Here is a 22,861-nt window from a genome sequence, read left to right on the forward strand (position 1 = left end):
ATCCGGCCTGCAACGGAGACAGGCCGGATAAGCGGCCCGGTTTTACACCAGGCTTTTCAGTCGGTAAATCCACTCCAGCGCCTGACGGGGCGTTAAGGTATCCGGATCGAGACTTTCCAGCGCTTCCAGCGCCGGGCTGGTTTCTTCCGCAGTAGCCAGCAGGGACATTTGCGTACCATCAATCTGCGTGGCCGCCGCACCTGGTGACAGGCTCTCCAGCTCTCGCAGTTTGCCGCGCGCACGTTTGATCACCTCTTTTGGCACGCCGGCCAGGGCCGCCACCGCCAGACCATAACTTTTGCTGGCTGCGCCATCCTGCACGCTATGCATAAAGGCGATGGTGTCACCATGCTCGAGTGCGTCGAGATGCACATTGGCCACGCCTTCCATTTTTTCTGGCAGTTGCGTCAGTTCAAAATAATGGGTCGCGAACAGCGTCAACGCTTTGATTTTATTCGCCAGATTCTCCGCGCAGGCCCATGCCAGCGACAAGCCATCATAGGTAGAGGTGCCGCGTCCAATCTCATCCATTAACACCAGGCTATTTTCCGTGGCGTTATGCAGGATGTTGGCGGTTTCGGTCATCTCTACCATAAACGTGGAGCGCCCGCTGGCCAGGTCATCGGCAGCGCCGACGCGGGTAAAGATGCGATCGATTGGCCCGATCTCCACTTTCTGTGCCGGTACGTAACTGCCGATATAAGCCAGTAGGGCAATCAGGGCAGTCTGGCGCATATAGGTGCTTTTACCCCCCATATTCGGCCCGGTAATGATCAGCATCCGACGCTGGGGCGATAAATTCAGCGGGTTGGCAATAAACGGCTCTTTCAGCACCTGCTCCACCACCGGGTGACGCCCCTCGCTGATGCGAATGCCCGGTTTTTCGCTAAAAGTCGGGCAACAATAATTCAGCGTATCCGCGCGTTCCGCCAGGTTCACCAGCACATCCAGTTCTGCCAGCGCAGACGCGCTCTGTTGTAGCTCTGCCAGGTGCGGCATCAGCAGATCGAACAGTTCGTCGTAAAGCTGTTTCTCCAGCGCCAGCGCTTTGCCTTTCGATGTAAGGACTTTGTCTTCGTACTCTTTCAGCTCAGGAATAATGTAGCGTTCGGCGTTTTTCAGCGTCTGGCGACGCACATAATGGATCGGCGCAAGGTGGCTTTGCCCACGGCTGATTTGAATAAAATAGCCATGCACGGCGTTATAACCGACTTTGAGCGTATCCAGCCCGAGGCGTTCGCGTTCGCGGATCTCCAGCCTGTCCAGATAATCGGTGGCGCCGTCAGCCAGGCCGCGCCACTCGTCGAGCTCAGCGTTATAGCCTGGCGCGATCACGCCGCCATCCCGCACCAGCACCGGCGGCGCGTCGATAATCGCACGCTCAAGCAGCTCACGCAGTTCGCTGAATTCGCCCATTTTTTCACGCAACACCTGCACCGGCGCGCTGTCGACATCCGCCAGCAGGTTGCGCAGCTCCGGCAGTTGCTGAAAAGCGTAGCGCATCCGCGCGAGGTCACGCGGGCGGGCTGTACGCAGCGCCAGGCGCGCCAGAATACGTTCCAGATCCCCGACCTGGCGCAGAACCGGCTGCAATTCGGCGGTACGTTCCTGTAACGCGCCGATGGTTTGCTGACGTTCAGTTAACACGCGGGTGTCGCGTACCGGCATATGCAGCCAGCGTTTCAACATGCGGCTACCCATGGCGGTAACGGTGCAATCCAGCACCGAGGCCAGCGTGTTTTCAATGCCGCCGGCCAGGTTTTGGGTGATTTCCAGATTTCGCCGCGTGGCGGCATCCATAATGATGGTGTCCTGCTGGCGTTCCATCGTGATAGAGCGGATATGCGGCAGGGCGGTACGCTGCGTGTCTTTCACATATTGCAGCAGACACCCGGCGGCGCACAGACCGCGCGGTGCGTTTTCCACGCCAAACCCCACCAGATCACGGGTGCCAAATTGCAGGTTCAGTTGCTGGCGCGCGGTATCGATTTCAAATTCCCACAGCGGGCGGCGACGCAGGCCGCGACGGCCTTCAATCAGTGCCGTTTCGGCAAAGTCTTCTGCATACAGCAGCTCCGCCGGGTTGGTGCGCTGCAACTCAGCGGCCATGGTGTCGCGATCGGCCGGTTCGCTAACGCGAAAACGCCCGGAACTGATATCCAGCGTGGCGTAGCCAAAGCCTTTGTTGTCCTGCCAGATTGCCGCCAGCAGGTTATCCTGACGCTCTTGCAGCAGCGCTTCATCACTGATGGTGCCCGGCGTGACAATACGCACGACTTTACGTTCGACCGGCCCTTTGCTGGTAGCCGGATCGCCAATTTGTTCGCAAATAGCCACCGACTCGCCAAGGCTTACCAGCTTCGCCAGATAGTTCTCGACGGCATGGTGCGGAACGCCCGCCATCGGGATCGGTTCACCCGCCGAGGCACCACGTTTGGTCAGCGAGATATCCATCAACTGCGATGCGCGTTTGGCATCGTCATAAAACAGCTCGTAGAAGTCGCCCATACGGTAGAACAGCAGGATATCCGGATGCTGCGCTTTCAGCTTCAGGTACTGCTGCATCATTGGGGTGTGGGCGTCGAAATTCTCAGTCGTACTCATCAGCTTATGATGTCCATTTTCTTAAATTTTAATGAGTTAGTGATATTTATTGTTCTCATTGAGTTTCACATCATCTCATCAGATCTTCTGAAACACTGGATTTCAGTTTTCAAATGCGCAGAGTGCATGATAACGGAGTCTTGATAGCAGGAAAACAAGAGGAAACCACCGTCGTTGCAAACGACAGAAATGCTGAGTGCGGGGGAGAAAGATATCGGTGATGCCTGGCGCTCAGTATTTCTGCTGATTCTTAACCCTTGCAGCAGTTGAGCTGCGCCCGGTTACTATGAAGACAAAGCCGAATATGCCCCGCTACCCCTCAGGTTTTTGATACGAGGCTCGGCACGTGGGGAATAAATTGCGTCAGGTAATTCAAATATAAACCCAAGACGTGGCCCTCTTGTTACAAATTAAATAGTGATAATTTTTTCAGTTCCGCTTCCGGGTTTGCTTTTTTTACGGCCAGTAAAAAGCCCGCAAAGTTATGGTTAAACAATGTTAAATTGCTATAGAAATGAACCTCTTTTTTCTGGTTATGGATTAGATAGGTCACGCACCAGTTTCGTCTGTTATTTATTTTTGTAAAACCTGGTTTAACACGGATTATTTGAGAAAGCTGAATTTTATGCGGGTTATTATTTTTAACTTCATAAAAATAGTGATCATCATAATAATAGTCTGCATCCGAGGATGAACCTCCAAAATAGGAGGGTGATGATGATATTTTCATCATTCCGTTAGGTTCTGGAATGATTTTTTGGGGATGGTGAAGCATTCTGGAAAACCACTTTATCAGGATGATAAACAGAATAAAGGGCAACACCATCAACAAAAAAGTCACTAATTCATGCATATTTCACCTCAACTATTTGCTGGCGTGAATCTTCAACGATGGCATCAACACTGTCAACTTTGCAGGATGAAAACGTTGCGGTTCTGTCGTCAGTAAATGTGAACTCATCACAGCTGTTCATGGGCTTAACAGCGAATTTCTGATACCGCTTCTGGCTGTCGGATATACGGTTCCGGTTAATCAGCATGCCTGGCTATCAGGGCAAGAACGAAAAAAGTCTGTGTTCAGATAAATCTAAAGCGTCAGGAGTCTGCCATTATTAAATGGATTTACCTGCCATCGCCGCTCTGGTGGATGGGGCCAACGACTGAGACAACGGAATTTGCGATGAAAGTGATCCTGGTACGGCACGCCGAAACGGAATGGAACCAGCGTGGAATAATACAAGGGCACCAGGATAGCCCCTTAACCGCACGGGGCGTACTGGAAACTTCCGCATTACTTGCCGCATTAACGGATGCCGGGTATGCCGTTGAGTCTGTTTATGCTTCGCCTCTCGGCCGCGCCTGGCATATGGGCCTGGCGCTGGCGGAGCATTTCTGCTGCCCGCTGGTGGCGCAAGACGCCCTGAAAGAACAGGCGTTTGGTCTTTATGAAGGGATGACAACGCAGCAACTCCAGTGCGATCACCCGGGTCATGCCCGGGCGCTATTTGAACGAGACGCCGGGTTTTGCCCACCCGACGGCGAGTCGCTGGTGCAGGCTGCTTACCGGTTGATGGATTTTTTACGCCTTTTGATGGCGACGGCTTCTCATCAAACCCTCTGTGTCGTCACGCATGGACATGTGGTGCAAGGGGCGCTTGCGCTCCTCAAAGAGGGCAAGATTGACCCTTTCTCGCGTTATGCGCACCCAAATGCGAGTTATTCCGTATTAGAGATGCAGGAAGGTAACGCGATGGCGATCCGCTGGGGAATAGCCACGCACTTACTGGGTCTGCCTGAAAGTTAGAAAGACATAGCAGGTTTGAGACTGATGCCAACTGAAGAGTCTGCTGCATCGGGAAAGCGACTCTTTTTTACCTGCACATATTTGTAACCTCAGGATTTTAACCCGGCGGATCATTCAGTATTCACAGACAACGCTGTCACAAGCCGGGAAATCCCGGGAATTTCCAGGAAATACGCACAGGGAGCAATGGATGAACAAACAGTTAATGCCCTTACTGCTTTCAGGCGCAATGGCGATAATTTCTGCAGCGCAGGCTGCGGAACCACCGTTGCAGGTCACGCTCGCCGGCGGGGTAATTAGCGGGACGAAGCTCGATGGCACCCGAGCCTGGCTTGGTATTCCCTACGCTAAGCCGCCAACGGGCGATCGGCGCTGGCAGCCGCCGCAGGATGTCGAACCCTGGCACGGCGTTAAAGAGACACGCCACTACGGCGATGATTGCCTACAGAAGCCGTTTGAGGGGGATGCCGCGCCATCCGGTGTAGGATTCAGCGAGGATTGCCTGACGATCAATGTCTGGCGGCCCGATGAAGAAAGCGATCATTTACCGGTGATGGTGTGGATTTATGGCGGCGGATACGTCAACGGCGGATCGTCGCCAGCGGTTTACTCAGGTCAGGCTTTCGCCCGCCAGGGTATTGTCTTCGTCAGTTTTAATTATCGTGTTGGCCGTTTCGGGTTTTTTGCCCATCCTGCTCTTGCTGGCGAGAGCCTTCGCGGAAACTATGGGCTGATGGATCAATTAGCGGCGTTGCGCTGGGTGCAACAGAATATCCAGGCATTCGGCGGCGATAAAAACAATGTCACACTGTTTGGTGAATCGGCGGGGGGGATGTCGATTCATTCGCTACTGACCACACCGCTAAGCCGCGGCCTGTTCCAAAAAGCTATTATCGAATCGGGTTCCGGTCGCCACAATAAGACGGCAAATCAGAGCTGGCAGCAGGCAGAACACTATGGCGTGGCTTTTGCGGAGAAAAATGGCATTTCCGCAACGGATGCCAGTGCGCTGGCGAGCCTTCGGCAGTTGCCTGCGGCAAAACTGGTCGATGGCCTGAATATGGCGACAGTCCCCGATGGCACCTATTCCGGGCCGATGATTGACGGCAAGATCATCCAGGAAGAGCCGCAGCAACGCTACGACAGAGGCGATTTTATCCAGGTTCCTTTGCTGGTTGGTGTGAACAGTTGGGAGATTGGTTTCCCGCCCGCAGTGACCACCCTGGACGAGGCCTTAAAGCCGTTTCCGGAGGAGGCCGCTTCCCGCGCACAGCAGGCTTTTGCGGGCTTAACCCCGCAGGTCGCAGCCATGCGCATTGCGCAATATAAACTTATGACCGAACCGGCACGTTATGTCGCCAGAGTATGGGCAAAAAACAGTCTCCCGGTCTGGTCGTACCGTTTTGCTTATGTTGCCGATTCGATGAAAAACAGCTGGGGTGAAGCGCCGCATGCCAGCGAAATACCCTATGTGTTTGACACGATGGCGGCGCGGTTTGGCCAGGCGGTCACCCCGGAAGATCAACGTGTAGCGGATATTATGCATCGCTACTGGGTTAATTTTGCCAAAACGGGTAACCCGAACGCCGCTGACTTACCCAACTGGGAGCCTTACGACACGCAGAAAGACAACCTGCTTTCGATCCCGCCACAAGGTGCGGCAGACATCACGATGATGCCGGACCCGCTGCGTGAGCGTCTCGATCTGATCGAGGCCATTAACCGCTAACACTAAGCCTGCATTCGGGAGTGGGGGACTCCCGGATGCGTCCCGTCTGGACGCAGTGAGCAGGTTGCCACCCAAGCGAACGGAACGCGCTTTGTGCGTTCGCTTTCATTTTGGCTACGCTTTAAAGAAACACGTGACGGAGGTGGCAAATGAGTAAAACAATCATGCAGGAGTACCTTGTGCTGGGCGGTAAACATCACGGTGAAGTGTGGCGCGGCGTTTATCCGGCCATGGGGTTGAACCTGTCAAAGAAAGATGAGCGCTACGGGCAATTTTTTGACCGGGAGGGGCAGCAAAAAATCGGGCTGTCGCGCAAAGAGAACTATTTCATCTCGGAGTGGCTCTCGCCTGAAGGGCATACTTTTTTGCTGGCGACGGCAGAAGATCTGACCGAATTTAATATCGAAGACGAAATCGAACGCATTACCCCTCCGCTCAGGCCGCTGGATAACCCGGTCGAAGATTGGATCTGAAGGCTGAATTGATATTACACACCCTCAGCGCTATCCCTGATTTCCCTCTTTTGGCATCACTCATCATGCCCGCCTGGCGGGCGGGAGAGCGGTGCGATGTATTCGCCTGGCCCCCTTTATCGTCTGTATTCTTTTACTGGCAATTTGGCGACCGCACGGACCGTTCCCGCATGCGTAATAGGTTTTCCTCTTCCAGAAATAAATAATTTAATAGATTAAATAACATGTTTAATTAACGGTGGCTTGCGCTAAATAATAAGTTTTGCCATTGAATTGCTGTGATGAATGTATTATTTGTCGCTGTATTTATTTGCTGGCTTTGATATAGAATAAAGCCGCTCTTATTCAGGGGTTAATAAATAAAATTTTAATATATTGTTTATTCTTTCCAAATAATGGGCGCATTAACGGTTTATTCTAATTAATCACATGGATTGTCTGATATGAAAAAATCACTGCTCGTGCTGTTTATCTCTGCGGCCTGCGGTAACGCCTGGGCGCAGGCGCTGCCCGTTGAGGAGCGGCTTGCTCTTCTGGAACAAAAACTGCTGGAAAACTCCATTGAACTCAGCAAAACGCGTACGGAACTGGAACAGTATAAAAATGCTGCCAAACCAGTGGCCGGAATGATGAATTCACCAGCTAATAATCATCAAAACAATGCACTTAACACGCAGGTGGAAAATAAACCTGCCGACACAAAAAAAGTATTAACACTTAAAGAAATAAGCCAGTTTGTGAAAGAAGACATCGGTTTCTCATTCACGGGATATTTACGTTCCGGTTGGGGTACCGCGGATCACGGTGCGCCAAAAGAGTATGCCATTGGTTCGCTGGGGCGTTTTGGCAATGAATACTCCTCCTGGTTTGATCTGAAATTCACACAGAAAATGTACGAGCAGAATGGCAAATCTGCCCACGCGGTGGTGCAGCTTGATGGCAATGTTGGTGCGCAGTACGGCGATGCCTGGTTTGATAAAGGTTCCGAAAACATTCTCCAGTTCTCAGACATCTATCTCACCACCCATGGGTTTCTTGGCTTCGCGCCAGACGCAGATTTGTGGGTCGGTAAACACAATCTGCCGAAGTACGAAATTCAAATGCTGGACTGGAAAAGTCACCAGACCAGCAGCGGCGCCGGTATTGGCGTAGAAAACCTGCCCGTTGGCACAGGCAAGCTGAATGTGGCGCTGGTTCGCCAGGACCTGAACGCCCATCCGGTTAACGCGCCGGTAAACCAGGGGGCGATGCAGGTAAACGCCAATACGATTGATGTGCGCTATAAAGATCTGCCACTGTGGGATGACGCCACGTTGGAACTGCTTGGCCGCTACTCGCTGACTAATAAATCAGACGACTACAAATCCCATGAAAATAGCGGCAGCCATTACAGTATCAAAGATAGCTGGCTTGCTGGTGCGGTGCTACGCCACAACTTCCACAGCGGCGGTTTTGAAGAGGTCACATTGCAGGCGGCAGATAACTCCCTCGCCAGCGGTTTTGCCCTGATCTCCGGTGCCAGCCCTGGGTTGGGTAATGGCGATGATTACTATGGCGATCACAGCTACGGCAAAGCCTGGCGACTCATCTCTCAAGGGGAGTTTTACCCTGTTTCAAACGTGGTGCTGGCGCATGCGCTGGTCTGGTCGATGGGCCGCGATATCTACAGTTATGACACAGGCGCGCATACCGACTTTCAAAGCTACCGGGCCGTTGTACGTCCTGCGTATATCTGGTCGGATTATCATCAAAGTGGCGTAGAGCTGGCATGGTTTAAGCAAACCAACCAGCAGCAGGGCGTGGATTACCATGAAAAAGGCTATAAAGCGACGCTTTACCACGCCCTGAAAGTGGACACCAGCCTGTTGCAGTCCAGGCCGGAACTGCGTTTTTACGCCACCTGGATGCGCGCGCAGGACAATGCCATCAGTCAGTTTAAATTCGGCGATGGGCAGAAAGATCAGTTAACCATTGGAGCGCAGGCCGAAGTGTGGTGGTAAGCCACTTGCCTTGTGCAGTGTAATGATTGCGGCGCAAGGTGCGCCGCAATTTCACTTACACATCAAGAAAAGTCCCCAGACGATAGCCCCGCTCCGCAATTGCCTTCTTCAGGGCAGGAGAGGTCAATACCTCCAGCTCCGCCAGTCGGGGATAACAGTAGCTGCTCTGGCGAATCGCGTTATCGATAAATGCCGGGTGGCACATTATTTCCAGCGATGACTCTCCCCGCGTTGTTGAAGCGTCCAGCGTCTGTAAAAAGAGCGCCTCGCAGACATCTTCACCATAGAACTCACTGCTGAAACCCTGTGAACGGCGTACTGTCAGCGGTTTTTTCGCTTCGTCAGGCACCGTTTGCTGATCGACACGCAATGCCACACCGCGCTGCGCGGCAAATTGCGCCACCAGGGGAAACAATTGCGGGATCATATGCACGTGATGATGACTGTCGATATGGGTCGGTGCCCGGTCAAACAGATCGATAAATCGCTGATACTGACTTGCCAGTTCAGCGGCGATCTCTTCCAGCGGCAGCGCCCCTTTTTCTGCCTGCTGCCAGATCCATTTACCCAGTCGCCCGTTTTGCGCCAGGCCGGGCATGGGGGTCAGCGGTGTACCGAGCGTCAGTACAAAGTGCAGACCCACCGCGAGCCTGGGGTGTTCGCGCGCGATGCGCACGGCATGTTCTACCGCCGGGCCATTCACCAGCGCCGTCGTGGAGGTCACTACGCCATGACGGAAGCTCTCCAAAATGCCGTAGTTTTGCCCTTTGCTAAGACCAAAGTCATCCGCGTTGACGATCAGTAACTTTTCCATTGCTACTCCTGGGTCTGTTTCAGCGTCTTAATACAGTCAGCAAAATGAGGGAGCCACTTCTCATGCGCCAGCAGCATTTCACGCGCCAGTACCTGCGCATCACTGTCTGAATGGATCAACGGGCTAAGGCTCAGTGCCAGCAGCACGTCGTTAAACTCACCGCTCAATGCGGCGCGGCTGGCGGCGATTTCAAAGCCTTTAATGGTGTAGATCAGTCCCTGCACTTTTTCATCAAAATGGGTGAGACGGGGATGGGGTTTTGCACCATCGCGCCCAAGGATCGCCGTCACTTCAACAGCCCAGTCCGCCGGAATATTATCGATATGCCCCAGGTGGGGAATGTTGACGTAGTGCTCGGTTTGCTTATCGTTATAGATTGCGTTGATCACTTCACAAGCGGCATCGGAATAGTAAGCGCCGCCGCGTTGTTCCAGCTCTTTGGGTTTGATGTTCAGTTGCGGATCTTTATAGAGTTCAAACAGCTGTTTCTCAACTTTCTGCACAACTTGCGCCCGCGCACCGCCTTTGTAATATTCGCCCAGTTCAATGGCCAGCATCTCCTTTTGCTTCACGTAATAGAGCAAATAGGAGCACGGCAACAGATTCAGGGCACGGATCAGGCCTTCGCTGAAGGGCAGATCGAACACGTTTTTCACCGTCGAGGCTTTTAATTTGCCGGAGGCCACACCCTCCAGCAACTCCGCAAAGCGCGATGTGCCGTTCACCAGCACCTCTTTGATAAAGACCATGTGGTTGAGGCCAAAAAGATCTATTGACAGGTCATCGTCGTCGTTTAATTTCAGCACGTCGCGAATAAACATTTTCATGCCGATGGGGATGTTGCACACACCGAGGAACCGCTTAAAACCGGTGTGTCGATAGACCGCCTCCGTCACCATACCTGCCGGGTTGGTAAAGTTAATCACCCAGGCCTGCGGGCAAATCTCTTCGACGTCGCGGACGATGTCGAAAATAACAGGAATCGTGCGTAACCCCTTAAACAGGCCGCCTGCGCCGTTGGTCTCCTGCCCCAGATAACCATGACTGAGGGGAATGCGCTCGTCCAGCTCACGCGCTTTTAACTGACCTACACGCAACTGGGTGGTCACAAAATCAGCCCCCTGCAACGCTTCGCGGCGGTTCAGCGTTTTAACGAGTTTTAACGGTACGCCGGCTTTGTCTACCATGCGCTGGCAGAGGTCGAAAATGATATCCAGCTTCTCTTTGCCCTCTGCGACATCGACCAGCCACAGTTCGCTCACGGGCAATTCGTGATAGCGCTTGAGAAACCCTTCCAGCAGTTCCGGGGTGTAGCTGCTCCCGCCGCCAATGGTGACAATTTTTAATTTCTGGCTCATAACTCCTCCCTTCAGTGTGCTTCAGCCCGGTGCGGTAAAGAGCAGGTAAGCCGCAGGTACTTAGCGGACTGACGTAAATAGTGCGGTTACTGAACTAACTCGGTTAATCGCTTGCGGTAGCCATTGGGTGTAAAAGAGGTCATCTTTTTAAACGTCTTAATAAACAGGCTGGGGCTGCTATAACCCGATTCCCAGGCAATATCCGTTACCGAATAGTTGGTCATTTCCAGCTGTTTTTTCGCAAAATCGATGCGGATTTCATTAATGATCTGCATGGGCGTTTTGCTGTAATAACGTCGCACTGCCCGCGTCAAATACTCTTGCGATTTGCCCGATAACCGCACCATATTCTCGAGCGCACGCTCGCCAAACTGGGCCTTATCGTGCATGGCTTCGATGGTGGCTTTCAGCCATTGCGGCGTGTCGTCAATCACCTGTTCTTCACGGTAATGACGTAAGCGGTTGATAATGTGAAAAGTCACCGCTTCGACAAATTCATCCAGCCCGCTTTCCCGGAAATTGAGCGAAGCGATTACTGTTTCAACGTAAGTGAGAAAGGCGCTGGTAGTGCGATAGGCTTGCGAGGCGACAAAGCAGAAGGGCAGCAGGCCAAGATAATGTTGTTCAAAAAACGCCTTACTGATGCCGACATTAAGAATACGCGTCGCGCCGAATTCATAAAAACTCTGGTGGTGCGAACCCAGTGGGATAAAGACAAAATCCCCCCTTTCCAGCAATACCCGTTTACCGTTGATCGCCTGGTAATAGCGCCCGGTTAATACCAGCGTAAATTCGTAATAGTCATGCTGGTGCAACCCACTGGCGCTCTCTGTTTTGTTATAGATAAACACATGGAAATTTTTGCCGTTAAAAAGCTGCTGCTCACGGACGGTGGCGATCTCCTGCGGGATTGTCTGTGGTTGCATAATCGACTCCTTCTCGGCTCAGCATTGTGGCGCACGCGCCGTTCCGGTGTAGCCGGCATGCATTTCTGCATGCCGTTTACCTCAAAACTTCAGTGCGTTAGCGATGTCTTCTTCGCTCTCTTCCTCTTCAACAGCGTTTTGCGCTTTGTTCGCGACAACCACAAAGGGAAGATAAATCAGCGTGGCAATGGCCAGGTTGAATAAGGCCAGCAACAGCGCAGCCACACTGCCGTTGGTGTTAAAGAAAGCGCCCAACCCGGTTGGCATGGTCCATGGCGCAATATTTGTGATAGGCGGAATAAAGCCCGCATACCAGGCCAGCAGGGTGATCGCCGCCAGTACCGGCTGCACAAGAATAAACGGGATAAACATCACCGGGTTCATGATAATTGGCAGGCCAAACAGGATAGGTTCGTTGATCTGGAAGATACCGGAAGGCAGCGCCAGTTTCGCCACCTGGCGATAATCCGCACGCCGTGAGGCCAAAAAGATAGCGATGATAAGTCCCAGCGTTGCGCCACTGCCGCCGAGAAAGATATAAGAGTCCAGCATCGGTTTTGCCCACACGTGGAAGGTTTTACCGGCGTCCAGTGCCGCGGCAACCGATCCGTATTGCTGATAAGTGGCAATGTTTTCCAGAGCCCACGGCGTCATGATGCCGCTATCCAGAGCGGTCAGCGCCAGTGAACCATGGATGCCGAAGAACCACAGCAGCGGAACAAAAATCACATACACCCAACCCACCACGCTACCGAGCGATGCCAGCGGCGTCGAAATCGTATCCATAATGATTTGATGGAAGTTAGTGCCCGCATCCGCCAGCGCCCAGGCCACCACGCCCATCAGCGACAGGATAATAAAACCTGGGATTAGCGCTGAAAAGGAGCGTGAAACCGAGGCCGGCACACTATCCGGTAAGCGAATAACCCAGTTGCGGCGCACAATAAAGGTAAACATTTCCGCCACCACCAGGCCAATAATGATCCCGGAAATAATGTTCGCCCCACCCAGCCAGTTGGCTCCTACCGCATAGGCTTCGCCCACGCTGTAGGGCGTGACCGTCATAAAGGCCGCGATCGACAGCAGCCCGGCGGCCAGCGCATCCACTTTGCGCTCTTCCGCCAGCGACATGCCGATAAAGAACGGAGCCATCAGCGACATGATCCCCAGCGTGCCGTTGTAAACATTGCCGCCGATGCCTTTCAGACCATTAAGCGTCTCTATCGTTCCGGCATCGAGCCGGACGCCTAACGAGTAAAAAAACGACCCTTCGCCAAAACTCAAAAACACGTTATTGATTAAGACAAACATCGCCCCGGCGAGCGTTAGCGGCATTAAGCGGATAAACCCGTTTTTAATGGCATTCACGTGAGGTTGTTTGCTGATTTTTACCGCGAAAGGAAGCAGGATTTTTTCAAGCGAAGCAATGGCATTACTCATAGGAAAATACCTTTCGTTACCGCGCTAAGGCAGCGCGGTGAAACAGAGAGATGAGGCGTTGCCGGCAGAAATTAATGCGCCGCCGCTTTTTTTATGGTCGCAACTGCCGCTTTCAGTACGCCCAGACCATCGACTTTGCCGTACAGCAGCGGGTCGATCACTTCGACGGGTTTATCCGGTAACAGGCGCTGGATTTCCGGCAGCAGGTACGCAATTTGCGGGCCAAGCAGGATCACATCGGCATGCGGCCCTTTCTCTGCGGCGAGGGTTTCAGAAAATGCTTCGATAATGACCGGGACTTCATATTTCTCTGCCTGGGCGCGCATCTTTGAAACCAGTAAGGATGTCGACATGCCGGCAGAACAGAACAGATAAATATGTTTCTTTTCCATAAAAATGCCCCTTTTTGTCTGCGAAACTCCCTGCCGGGGCTTGCGTGGCGCGACACTGTTGTTGCGGTCTGGCAATCCGGCGGGCGCTGGAATACTTTTTTCATGTGCTGAAAGAAGTATACGGCAGCAGCAAGGGGAGGGGTATTTTCTCACGTAACCTAATTGTCTGTGGTTGACCTAGTGCCATGCACCGCTTCACAGTTTGGTGAAATAAAGAGGGGAAGTTTTTGCGATACAGCCCACGGAGGACAGGCTTCCTCCGTGAGCTGCGGAGGATCAGAACGAGGAACGTTTATAAGTGCTGTAGTCAGCATTCCACCAGGTTTTCTCCAGGCTCTGCCGCAATGCGTCGTCGCTCATTGCCGGCGCTACCCCTTCTTGCTGAGCAACACGGGCCACTTCAAGCGCAATTGCTCGCGAGACGGTTTCGATCATTTCGACTGGCGGCAGTAAACCGCCGCGTTCGGTGGTGGCCAGTGGGGAATGCGCCGCCAGCGTTTTGCTTGCTGCAACCAGCATACCTTCCGTCACGCGGCTGGCTTTGCCGGCCAGGACGCCTAACCCCAGCCCCGGGAAAATGTAGGCGTTATTGCACTGGGCGATTTCAAAATGTTCGTCCTGCCAGAATACCGGTGCGAACGGGCTGCCTGTGGCAATCAGTGCAGCCCCCTGCGTCCACTCGATCAAATCTTTTGGCTGGGCTTCGGCACGCGAGGTCGGGTTAGAGAGCGGCATAATGATCGGCCGCGGGCAGTGGCGGTGCATCTCCTTCACCACTTCTTCGCTGAAGAGGCCCGGCTGCCCGGAGACGCCAATCAGCACGGTAGGGTGCGCGTTGCGGACGACTTCCAGCAGCGAGATATTGCTCGACTCGACCTGCCAGTGCGCAATGCTTTCGCGCGAGGTCACGAGGTTTTGCTGGAAATCCAGCAAATTAGGCATGTCATCGGTCAGCAAACCGAAGCGATCGATCATGAAGATATTGTCGCGGGCCTGCTGTGGGGTCAGCCCGTCGGCGACCATCAGAGCCATAATTTTGTCGGCAATTCCGCAACCGGCGGAGCCGCTGCCGAGGAACACGACGCGCTGGTCCCGTAAGCGTGTCCCCGCAGCCTGAGACGCGGCCATCAAGGTACCGGAGGTCACTGCAGCCGTGCCCTGAATATCATCATTAAAGCAGCACAGCTGATCGCGATAGCGGTTCAGCAGTCGGGTGGCATTCTTCTGTGCGAAGTCTTCAAATTGCAGCAGGACGTTCGGCCAGCGCGTTTTCACCGCCTCAACAAACATGTCCATAAACTCCAGATACTCATCATCGCTGATGCGTGGATGACGCCAGCCCATATACAGTGGATCTTCCAGATGCTGTGTATTGTTGGTACCGACATCCAGCATAATGGGCAGCGTCGACGCGGGGTGAATGCCGCCGCAGGCGGTGTACAGCGAGAGTTTACCGATAGGAATGCCCATCCCGCCGACGCCCTGATCGCCGAGGCCAAGGATCCGTTCGCCATCGGTAACGACAATCACGCGGATATCGTTGCGTGAGAAGCTTTGCAGCATCTCATCAATATGGTGACGATTCGGCCATGAAATAAATAACCCACGCGCGCGGCGGTAAATTTCCGAGAAGTGTTCGCAGGCTTCGCCCACGGTCGGTGTATAAATAATAGGGAGCGTCTCCTGCATATGCTTGCGCAGCAGGTTATAAAACAAGGTTTCGTTGGTATCCTGAATATTGCGCAGATACACATGACGGGAAATATCTTTTTTGAAATGACAGAATTGCTTCCATGCCCGGTCAGTTTGTTCTTCAATGCTCTCAACATTATGCGGCAATAAACCGTGCAGGTTGAAAGACAGGCGTTCTTCTTCGCTAAAGGCCAGCCCTTTATTCAGTAACGGGTTTTCCAGTAATACCGCGCCGGTATAGGGCGTGTACAGAGTCTCTTTGCGTAACATTATTGCTGCTCCTGACTAAATAATAACGACACCACTGCCGTTGCATTGGCGAAAATTTTTCGCCCGTTAGGAAATCAGATAAATCATAATTCCCTCGGTTAAGACGCCGATCGCGGTGCCAATAAGAATGGAAGAGGATGCGGATTCAATATACGTATCGCTGCGCAGGGCAAACATGCCCGCAGCGATGGCAGAAGGGGTCGCGCCAATAATCACCACCTGCTGCATTAAGGTATGGCTCAGGCCAAAAGCCAGCCCGGCCGCAGCCATCATTGCTGGCTGTACCAGGTTTTTAATACTGATATTGGTGAACGTATGAATATTCAGTGATGGACGTTCGCCATAAAACAGCAGGCCGAGCGCGAACAGTGACAAACCGCCGGCAATTTTACCCACCATTTCGATGGGCGCGCTTAACAGATGCGGAATTTGCACGCCAGCCAGGCTCAGCAACACCCCGGTAATGGGGATCCAAACAATAGGATTACGCACGGCACGCAACAGGTTTTGCAGGATCAGTTTGCCAGGATGTAGCGCTTCGCTGTCGGCGTCTTTATCGCCCATACGAATAAGGATAATGGTCAGTGGGATCATGAACACGCTGGTAATTAAGTTGCCAATCAGCACGCCCAGGAACCCTTCCGGTCCGATCAACACCGCCAGTACCGGTGCGCCAAAATAGGCCATATCAGGGAAAGCGCACACCAGAGATTGTATTGCACTGGTCTTAATATCGTGGCGGAAGACATAACGCGACAACACCAGTGTCAGCAAATACGAGCCCATCAGGCCGATAATCAGCACCGCCATAAATGAGAAGTTTTTGATTTTGTCTGGATTGGTGTTCAGCGCGCCAATAAAAAGGTGGAAAGGCAGAGCAAAACGGATCACCACCGTGGCTAATACGGTGGCATCTTCGCGCCGCGTATAACCTAATTTCCCGCTTAACCAGCCTAAAAGCATAATAAAAACCAACGGGAATAAAGATTGTAAGAGTAGTGAAGGCATAAAAGTTTCCTGGGATTTGTTTTACATTGTTTTCAGGCGGCACTCTAACCAGCGCCTTTATCCCCGGAGGTGATTGCAATCACACTTCTTCTGTTTTAATTAGTTTCAAAAAGGCTACTTTAATTAATTGGAGGATGTCGGAGGGCTAACTTTCTATTTTTGTTGGGATTGTCTGAAACAGAGGGTTTACTGGTTACTTTATTTACAAATGACTGAGTTAAGTTATTTAAACGTAAATCACCACGACATTCACAATTTTAACATCGCTAATTCTCTATGCTATTTACAGATTGTCACGGTTAGTATTTATTCATAACCTTCTGGTGGCAATGTTTATTACGTTGGTTTTATTTTTTCAAGCAGTTTATCGATTACGAATAACCCTGAGGTTATTCCTGGCCCACTGTTATTTATTAATAGCGAATCAGGTGAAAATAATGAAAGATAATCCTCTTACCCCCTCTGTCGAAACATCTCCTGCCGGAGGGCAATTCGCCCGCCTGCAAGGGCTTGAAGTTGGCGCGGTACCGCTGCTGTTGTTTATGGGTATCGCCTCGATTGTCGCCGTATCGGCGGCCGCCGGATTGTTGCCAAAAAATATGATTGGTGGCCTGGCAGTGATCATGACGCTGGGGTTTGCCTTTGCCAAAATTGGCCGCATGCTGCCAGTGCTGAAAGACATTGGCGGCCCCGCCATCCTTTGCCTGATGGTGCCTTCGGTGCTGGTCTATTTTGGTCTGTTCGAACCGCATACCCTGGCCACTGTTCATCTGCTGATGAAGGAAGCCAATCTCCTCTACTTTGTCATTGCCTGCCTGGTGGTCGGTAGCATTTTGGGGATGAACCGGGTGATCCTGATCCAGGGGATGATCCGCATGTTCGTTCCGCTGGTTGCCGGCACCGTGATGGCGGTGGCGTCTGGCTTGCTGGTGGGTATGCTGTTTGGCTATACGCCTTATCACACCTTCTTTTTTATCATCGTGCCGATTATTGGTGGTGGCATTGGCGAAGGTATATTACCGCTGTCGCTGGCCTATTCTGCCATTCTTGGGCAAACACCGGATGTCTATGTCGCGCAACTCGCACCTGCGGCCGTGGTGGGCAATATTTTTGCCATCATATGCGCTGGCATATTGTCGCGTATCGGAATGCGCCGCCCGTCGCTGACAGGCAACGGGATGCTGATTCGCAGCGATGCCGACAACCGTATCTTTGCGCAGGCGCAAGGCGCGCAAAATACCGATTTCCAGTTAATGGGCGGCGGATTGCTGATGATTTGCGCCTTCTTTATTGTCGGTGGCTTATTCGAAAAACTGGTGCATATTCCTGGCCCGGTGCTGATGATACTCATCGCGGTATTGTGTAAATACGCTCAGGTGATCCCGGCCTCGATGGAGCAGGGGGCGCACAGCTGCTATAAATTTGTCTCGGCCGCGCTGGTCTGGCCGCTGATGATTGGCCTGGGCATGCTGTATGTGCCGCTGGAGAGCGTGGTCGCCGTGTTTTCAGTGGGGTATGTGGTGGTGTGCGGATCCGTGGTGATCGCCATGGCGCTGAGCGGCTACTTTATTGCCTCGTGGCTGAATATGTACCCGGTGGAAGCGGCGATCGTCACCAGTTGCCACAGTGGGCTGGGCGGTACCGGCGACGTAGCGATCCTCTCGGCGTCGAACCGCATGTCGCTGATGCCCTTTGCACAAATCGCCACACGTATTGGCGGGGCGTCGACGGTGATTGCGGCAACCCTGCTGATGAGCTGGGTGGTGTAACGCAACAAAAAGGCCAGATCGTCGCCGATCTGGCCTGGTTATTCAGTTACTGGCACCTGGCTGGCAACAATCAAACAAGATGACCGTGGTTAAGCTGGGTTAAGGGTTCGTTGATATCGAACAGTTTCCAGTTTACGTCATCCACGCCCAGGTCTTTCAGGCGCGCAACATGTTTATGTAAATAGGCCAGTGCGCTCCCTTCATCGGCAAAGAGATAAATACCGCCCGCTTCCTGGCTGCTTTCATTTTCCGTCCAGACTTTCCAGAGAAACCCCGGCTCCTGGTTAATAGATTCGGCAAGCGTTTGCAACTGGTGCGACATTGCCTCGCCAAAAGGCCCGTTAAAACTGAAATGAAGCTGTAACAGTTTTTTCGACATACATCCTCCTTGATAAAGATTGCGCTTAGCGCACTAACAACAGTAGCCAGACCGAGCTGGTGGCAAAACAGAGTAACGTCAGCAAAACCCAGCCTGCCAGAAAAAAGCGCCCGATGCTGTTGCGGGCTTTCAGCGCGCGGTAGTAGGTAAGGCTATATTCGACATACCAGATGAACATCGCCACGGCGATAAGCATACTCATCACCAGGTTTTCGCCGAATAATGCGCTGGAAAAGGCGTTAAAGACGGTTTGCGCCAGCATATTGAAAATATTTGCCAGCAGCCACCAGCCAAAGGTGGTCGGGTAGAATAACCGGTGTCGCCCCGGCGCAGCGTTATTCTGCATCGTCATTCTGCTTAGGTGATTGTTGTGCTTTAAGCAGTTCCAGTTTGACTTTCGCGGTGGCGATCAGTTTCTGGATCTCATCATGAGAATGGCTGCCAAAGCGTTCGATAAAAGCGGTATAGCTTTGTAGCGCTGCTGAGTGCTGGTTTTGTTTTTCATGGGTCATGCTCAGGTAGAACATGGCCTTAGCAACGGTATCCTGAATTTCATCTGCGTCATTATATTTAAAGGTTTCAATCACTTGCCCGTAAGATTCGGCTGCCGGTTCCCATCTTTCGGTTCTGAAGTACACGCTGGCCCGGTTAAAGATGGCTTTTGCTAATGCCTCCTGCAGGGCGGGTTCCGTGGTGCCATCGAAACAGGCAATCAGTTGGTTGTAGAGCTGGACTTGCTCTTCCGTCGCGCCCTGCCGGCCCAGAGAGTTGGCTTTATTATACAGGGCCTTGGCAACCTGCTCCTGCAGTGTCGGCGCGGTTGCGGTCTGGTAGCGGGCAATCAGTTGTGAGTACGCTTCCTGTTCTGCCGTTGTTTCACCGATTTTCCCCAGCAGGATGGCTTTATTTAACATTGCTCTGGCCACGCGTTCTTGCAGGAAGAGTTCCTCATTATCCTGGAGGCGGGCTATCAGTTGATCATTTGCGGCAATGCTTTCTCGTAGCAGCCCTTGTTTGCGCAGGAGCGAGGCCTTGTTGGTGAGGGCTCGTGCAAGGCGCTTAACCTGCTCCACCTCGTCACGGTTATTCACTTTCGCAATCAATTGATCATAAATTTTGAGGGCTTCCGATCCGTTACCTTGCTTATCTAAACAAAGCGCCAGACTCATCATCGCTTTATTTACACGATCCTGGATCTCTTCATCTTCGCAGGTTTGGTAGGTGGTGATTAACAATCGATAAGTGGCAATGGCTTCATCAACCTTATCCTGCCGGAAGAGAATGACCGCTTTATTGAGCATGGCCTTCGACACCTGCTCCTGAACGCCGGGTTCGCTGCATTCAGCCAGGGTTGTGATCACTTGCTCATACGCCTGCAGTTCTTCCTGCTCTTTTCCTTGTCGGCCGAGCGTAATGCCCTTATTCACCAGCGCCATGGCGACAGTTTCCTTAACATCGCTGTCGGAAGCATCCTTATATTTCTCGATAATCTGGTCGTAAATATGCAGCTCTTCTTCCGGTTTACCTAACTGGCCGAGGGTAATGGCTTTATTCAGCATGGCGGCAGCGACTTTCTTGATATGCTCTATTTCACCACTGTCCTGGTAGTTATCAATAATTTGATTGTACACCGCCAGCGCGTCTTCTTTTTTACCCAGAGCGTTAAGGGTGATGGCTTTGTTATATAAGCTTTTCGCCACCAGAATTTGGATTTCGCGGGCAGGATGATGCTGATAATCAGCAACTAAGCGATCGTAAAGGTCTATCTCTTCACTGGCTTCATCCATTTCACCGAAGGTAATGGCTTTAAAAAACAATGCCTTCACAGCCAGAACCTGTACTGCCAGTGTCGGATGATTGATAAACTGCTCAATGATAGCGTCATAAATCTCAATTTCACCGGTCGGATCGCCTGTTAAACCACGAGTAACAGCCTGATTCAGCAAATCTCTGGCGATGGCTTCCGCATCATCCTGTTCTGCGTCATTACTTCCAGATTCTTCCCAGGTGAAAGTCGAGGTTTTAGGGGGCGTTTTATCGACGCGGTTGGTAATCTCATTTTTCTCCAGCGACTCTTTTATCCACTCGGTCGTTTTAAGGTTTTCCATAATGGTGCTGGTATATTTGTCGGCATTGTCGGCTTTTTCCTGCAATAGTTTCAGCACATCGCTGGCCGCTGCAATCAGCGATGCCATTTGCTCGTTAATCTCACTTTGTCGTTTATCAAACCATTCGTCGACTTTCTTTTTGGCGGCGATTTCCGATTCTCTTTTGGCAATCTCTTCCGACTCTTTTTTCGTTTGTCGGTAACTCATAAAGCCCAGCCCGACAATGAAAAAGGTAACGAGTATTCCGGCAATGGCATAAAAGATGGCGTAGTAGAGCGACCACTGTTCGATATTCGTCACGCGAACCTCGACCAGCTTATCGGTGGCGCTGATTTTATCGTTAATAATGGCGATTTGCTTTGCCAGGTCGCTGTCGCTTTTGGCGGCATTACTCTTTATTTCGTCTGCGTTGGCGCGGACTTGCTCCTCCAGCTTCGCCTGCTCGCGGTTCAGTTGAATCAGTTGATCAACAGAGGGCCTGGTGTTCTGCTCAGCCGCCAGCGTTGGGCATGTCAGCAGGATCACGCTCAGAAATAAAGGAAGAAAACGCATGGTTTCTTTTGCTCGTCAATGAGAAAGCGAAAGAATAAGGTTCGCTAAGTCCGTAAGTCAATATGTGCAGATGGCAACTATTGGGCTGCGGATTATAGGCATGCCAACGTTTATATTACGCACACGTTAATGAGGGTGAAGAGGACGCTGAAATCCGCTGATTCCAGCGTCTGGCAATAGATAACGCATGACACAGGCTACGAAAATATATTCTCGCCTATTTCTGTTGCCCGCTGTAAACACATTTCGGGGCTACCCATATCTGGCAGCATTAATGTGGTATTGGTGGCAACTGGCGCGCCGCAATAATCAAAAATACCGTGAGCGATTTGCGTCTTCCACGATTGTGCATAGCCATGCTTTTCAAAAGTCTTCTGATCGGCACCGCCAAGCGCCACCAGGTGCACCGGCAAATGCCCGAGTTTTTTGGCGACCTTGCCATCAGGGCCTTCTTCATAGGCCCAGCCGTTCGCAAACACACGATCGATCCAGCCTTTTAATAAACCCGGCATTGTCCACCAGTAAATGGGGAAAACCAGCACCAGCGCATCGGCTCTTGCAATACGGGCCTGTTCCGCAAGTACATCGGCAGGGAGCGGGGCAGACAAGGTAAAAGCTGCCATATCTGCAGCAGAAAACACCGGGTTAAAACCTTCACGCGTCAGGTCGGCTACTTCAACACTGTGTTGCCCCTTTGCCTGAATGCCGTGCGCCACGGCCTGCGCAACGCTGTGAGTCAGTGAGTGCGTTAAGGGATGAGAAACCACGATTAATGCATGCATGTACAACCTCCTCAGTTGCTATCGTGCTTTAACGAACGTAATCTAATATACCAATGGTAACCTACTCATAGTAAGTTACTGTTGGTATATAAGACTGTCAAGGGGGAGAGATGACGGAGATCCGCGTGCGTCAGCGGCTGACGCGTGAAGAACGCTATACACAACTGGTGGATGTGGCCTGGCAGATCATCCGCAGCGAGGGGACAGAGGCATTGACCCTGGGGCATCTGGCCGAGCTGGCGGGGGTGACAAAGCCGGTGGTGTACGATCATTTTACCAGCCGTTCCGGCCTGCTGGCGGCGCTTTACCGTGAATACGATCAGCGGCAGAACCAGAAAATGGATGAGATCATCAGCCGAACCGAGCCGGAACTGGAGAAGTTGGCTGGGGTGATCGCCACGGCGTATATCGAATGTGTTCTGCTACAGGGTCGCGAGATGCCCAGTGTGCTGGCCGCGCTGGCCGGAACGCCGGAGCTGGAGAAAATCCGCCGTGATTACGCGGTCGATTTCACTGCCAAATGCGGCGCGCTGTTTGCGCCTTTTTGCGCCCAGCCGCTGGATGATGCCGCGCTGTGGGGGATTTTAGGCGCGGCGGAAGGGCTATCCTGGGCTGCTGTGCAGGGCGCGATCAGCGAAACACAGGCCAAAGAGGAATTGCGCACCGCGATTGTTATCCGGGTGCGTGGAGCTTAAAAACCTGCGCAGGGGCGCCATATTTCGCCTCTGCGACTCACATAGTCAGCAACAAATATACTTAGT

The 22,861-nt window shown here is 52.4% G+C and carries 19 protein-coding genes; 6 read left to right on the forward strand and 13 right to left on the reverse strand.

Annotated features, from left to right (window positions below; all coding sequences use genetic code 11):
• Window positions 1-42 precede the first annotated feature (42 nt).
• Together mutS and RTX30_RS16740 are read right to left on the reverse strand one after the other, a co-directional pair.
• Entirely contained in the window at window positions 43-2,604 is a 2,562-nt protein-coding gene (gene mutS, locus RTX30_RS16735) for a DNA mismatch repair protein MutS (protein WP_312691291.1), read from the reverse strand.
• 403 nt (window positions 2,605-3,007) lie between these two features.
• Window positions 3,008-3,457, reverse strand: a complete 450-nt coding sequence (locus tag RTX30_RS16740) for a hypothetical protein (protein WP_312691292.1) — start codon at window positions 3,455-3,457, stop codon at window positions 3,008-3,010.
• A 327-nt stretch (window positions 3,458-3,784) separates the two neighbouring features.
• Here RTX30_RS16740 and RTX30_RS16745 point away from each other — a divergent pair, with 327 nt between their 5' ends.
• The 4 genes from RTX30_RS16745 (at window position 3,785) to RTX30_RS16760 (ending at window position 8,610) form a co-directional block, all read left to right on the forward strand.
• Entirely contained in the window at window positions 3,785-4,408 is a 624-nt protein-coding gene (locus RTX30_RS16745) for a histidine phosphatase family protein (RefSeq protein ID WP_312691293.1), read from the forward strand.
• Window positions 4,409-4,598: 190 nt separating this feature from the next.
• Window positions 4,599-6,137, forward strand: coding sequence for a carboxylesterase/lipase family protein (locus RTX30_RS16750; RefSeq protein ID WP_312691294.1), 1,539 nt, complete (start codon window positions 4,599-4,601; stop codon window positions 6,135-6,137).
• A gap of 149 nt (window positions 6,138-6,286) precedes the next feature.
• Window positions 6,287-6,610, forward strand: a complete 324-nt coding sequence (locus tag RTX30_RS16755; RefSeq protein WP_312691295.1) for a hypothetical protein — start codon at window positions 6,287-6,289, stop codon at window positions 6,608-6,610.
• A gap of 443 nt (window positions 6,611-7,053) precedes the next feature.
• Entirely contained in the window at window positions 7,054-8,610 is a 1,557-nt protein-coding gene (locus RTX30_RS16760) for a carbohydrate porin (RefSeq protein ID WP_312691296.1), read from the forward strand.
• A gap of 55 nt (window positions 8,611-8,665) precedes the next feature.
• Here RTX30_RS16760 and chbG read toward each other — a convergent pair whose 3' ends face one another.
• The 7 genes from chbG to RTX30_RS16795 form a co-directional block, all read right to left on the reverse strand.
• Window positions 8,666-9,424: a chitin disaccharide deacetylase gene (gene chbG, locus RTX30_RS16765; RefSeq protein ID WP_312691297.1), complete on the reverse strand. Its 759-nt coding sequence runs from the start codon at window positions 9,422-9,424 to the stop codon at window positions 8,666-8,668.
• 2 nt (window positions 9,425-9,426) lie between these two features.
• Window positions 9,427-10,782, reverse strand: coding sequence for a 6-phospho-beta-glucosidase (locus RTX30_RS16770; RefSeq protein ID WP_312691298.1), 1,356 nt, complete (start codon window positions 10,780-10,782; stop codon window positions 9,427-9,429).
• 86 nt (window positions 10,783-10,868) lie between these two features.
• Window positions 10,869-11,708, reverse strand: coding sequence for a transcriptional regulator ChbR (gene chbR / locus RTX30_RS16775; protein WP_312691299.1), 840 nt, complete (start codon window positions 11,706-11,708; stop codon window positions 10,869-10,871).
• A gap of 81 nt (window positions 11,709-11,789) precedes the next feature.
• Window positions 11,790-13,148 carry a PTS N,N'-diacetylchitobiose transporter subunit IIC gene (chbC, locus tag RTX30_RS16780; protein ID WP_312691300.1) on the reverse strand — a complete coding sequence of 453 codons (1,359 nt, stop codon included), beginning with the start codon at window positions 13,146-13,148 and terminating at the stop codon, window positions 11,790-11,792.
• 71 nt (window positions 13,149-13,219) lie between these two features.
• A complete protein-coding gene (locus RTX30_RS16785; protein ID WP_312691369.1) occupies window positions 13,220-13,546 on the reverse strand; it encodes a PTS sugar transporter subunit IIB in 327 nt (108 codons plus the stop codon).
• 270 nt (window positions 13,547-13,816) lie between these two features.
• The gene (locus RTX30_RS16790) at window positions 13,817-15,502 is read right to left on the reverse strand and encodes an NAD-dependent malic enzyme (protein WP_312691301.1); all 1,686 of its coding nucleotides are present in this window, start codon (window positions 15,500-15,502) and stop codon (window positions 13,817-13,819) included.
• 66 nt (window positions 15,503-15,568) lie between these two features.
• The gene (locus RTX30_RS16795) at window positions 15,569-16,510 is read right to left on the reverse strand and encodes an AEC family transporter (protein ID WP_312691302.1); all 942 of its coding nucleotides are present in this window, start codon (window positions 16,508-16,510) and stop codon (window positions 15,569-15,571) included.
• A gap of 437 nt (window positions 16,511-16,947) precedes the next feature.
• Here RTX30_RS16795 and RTX30_RS16800 point away from each other — a divergent pair, with 437 nt between their 5' ends.
• Window positions 16,948-18,279: a 2-hydroxycarboxylate transporter family protein gene (locus tag RTX30_RS16800; RefSeq protein ID WP_312691303.1), complete on the forward strand. Its 1,332-nt coding sequence runs from the start codon at window positions 16,948-16,950 to the stop codon at window positions 18,277-18,279.
• 70 nt (window positions 18,280-18,349) lie between these two features.
• On the opposite strand, the gene RTX30_RS16805 is transcribed toward RTX30_RS16800, so the two are convergent.
• The 4 genes from RTX30_RS16805 to RTX30_RS16820 all read right to left on the reverse strand — a co-directional run bounded on the left by RTX30_RS16805 (window position 18,350) and on the right by RTX30_RS16820 (window position 22,100).
• Complete coding sequence (locus RTX30_RS16805; protein ID WP_312691304.1) at window positions 18,350-18,658, reverse strand: monooxygenase; 309 nt, start codon at window positions 18,656-18,658, stop codon at window positions 18,350-18,352.
• A 25-nt stretch (window positions 18,659-18,683) separates the two neighbouring features.
• A complete protein-coding gene (locus tag RTX30_RS16810; protein WP_312691305.1) occupies window positions 18,684-19,004 on the reverse strand; it encodes a hypothetical protein in 321 nt (106 codons plus the stop codon).
• Window positions 18,994-21,318, reverse strand: coding sequence for a tetratricopeptide repeat protein (locus RTX30_RS16815; protein ID WP_312691306.1), 2,325 nt, complete (start codon window positions 21,316-21,318; stop codon window positions 18,994-18,996). Before RTX30_RS16815 ends, RTX30_RS16810 begins: the two co-directional genes overlap by 11 nt.
• A 197-nt stretch (window positions 21,319-21,515) precedes the next feature.
• On the reverse strand, window positions 21,516-22,100 hold the full coding sequence (locus RTX30_RS16820) for an NAD(P)H-dependent oxidoreductase (protein WP_312691307.1): 585 nt from the start codon (window positions 22,098-22,100) through the stop codon (window positions 21,516-21,518).
• 110 nt (window positions 22,101-22,210) lie between these two features.
• Between RTX30_RS16820 and RTX30_RS16825 the strand changes: the two genes are divergently transcribed.
• A complete protein-coding gene (locus RTX30_RS16825; protein ID WP_312691308.1) occupies window positions 22,211-22,795 on the forward strand; it encodes a TetR/AcrR family transcriptional regulator in 585 nt (194 codons plus the stop codon).
• Window positions 22,796-22,861 lie beyond the last annotated feature (66 nt).

The organism is Kosakonia sp., from assembly GCF_032052965.1.
Classification (GTDB): domain Bacteria; phylum Pseudomonadota; class Gammaproteobacteria; order Enterobacterales; family Enterobacteriaceae; genus Kosakonia.

Coding starts and splice junctions, on each gene's coding strand:
- RTX30_RS16805 (WP_312691304.1), bottom strand. CDS start 18,658: ATGTCGAAAAAACTGTTACAGCTTCATTTCAGTTTTAACGGGCCTTTT.
- RTX30_RS16790 (WP_312691301.1), bottom strand. CDS start 15,502: ATGTTACGCAAAGAGACTCTGTACACGCCCTATACCGGCGCGGTATTA.
- chbC (WP_312691300.1), bottom strand. CDS start 13,148: ATGAGTAATGCCATTGCTTCGCTTGAAAAAATCCTGCTTCCTTTCGCG.
- RTX30_RS16795 (WP_312691302.1), bottom strand. CDS start 16,510: ATGCCTTCACTACTCTTACAATCTTTATTCCCGTTGGTTTTTATTATG.
- RTX30_RS16750 (WP_312691294.1), top strand. CDS start 4,599: ATGAACAAACAGTTAATGCCCTTACTGCTTTCAGGCGCAATGGCGATA.
- RTX30_RS16825 (WP_312691308.1), top strand. CDS start 22,211: ATGACGGAGATCCGCGTGCGTCAGCGGCTGACGCGTGAAGAACGCTAT.
- RTX30_RS16800 (WP_312691303.1), top strand. CDS start 16,948: ATGAAAGATAATCCTCTTACCCCCTCTGTCGAAACATCTCCTGCCGGA.
- chbR (WP_312691299.1), bottom strand. CDS start 11,708: ATGCAACCACAGACAATCCCGCAGGAGATCGCCACCGTCCGTGAGCAG.
- RTX30_RS16760 (WP_312691296.1), top strand. CDS start 7,054: ATGAAAAAATCACTGCTCGTGCTGTTTATCTCTGCGGCCTGCGGTAAC.
- chbG (WP_312691297.1), bottom strand. CDS start 9,424: ATGGAAAAGTTACTGATCGTCAACGCGGATGACTTTGGTCTTAGCAAA.
- RTX30_RS16755 (WP_312691295.1), top strand. CDS start 6,287: ATGAGTAAAACAATCATGCAGGAGTACCTTGTGCTGGGCGGTAAACAT.
- RTX30_RS16820 (WP_312691307.1), bottom strand. CDS start 22,100: ATGCATGCATTAATCGTGGTTTCTCATCCCTTAACGCACTCACTGACT.
- RTX30_RS16745 (WP_312691293.1), top strand. CDS start 3,785: ATGAAAGTGATCCTGGTACGGCACGCCGAAACGGAATGGAACCAGCGT.
- RTX30_RS16810 (WP_312691305.1), bottom strand. CDS start 19,004: ATGCAGAATAACGCTGCGCCGGGGCGACACCGGTTATTCTACCCGACC.
- RTX30_RS16815 (WP_312691306.1), bottom strand. CDS start 21,318: ATGCGTTTTCTTCCTTTATTTCTGAGCGTGATCCTGCTGACATGCCCA.
- RTX30_RS16740 (WP_312691292.1), bottom strand. CDS start 3,457: ATGCATGAATTAGTGACTTTTTTGTTGATGGTGTTGCCCTTTATTCTG.
- mutS (WP_312691291.1), bottom strand. CDS start 2,604: ATGAGTACGACTGAGAATTTCGACGCCCACACCCCAATGATGCAGCAG.
- RTX30_RS16770 (WP_312691298.1), bottom strand. CDS start 10,782: ATGAGCCAGAAATTAAAAATTGTCACCATTGGCGGCGGGAGCAGCTAC.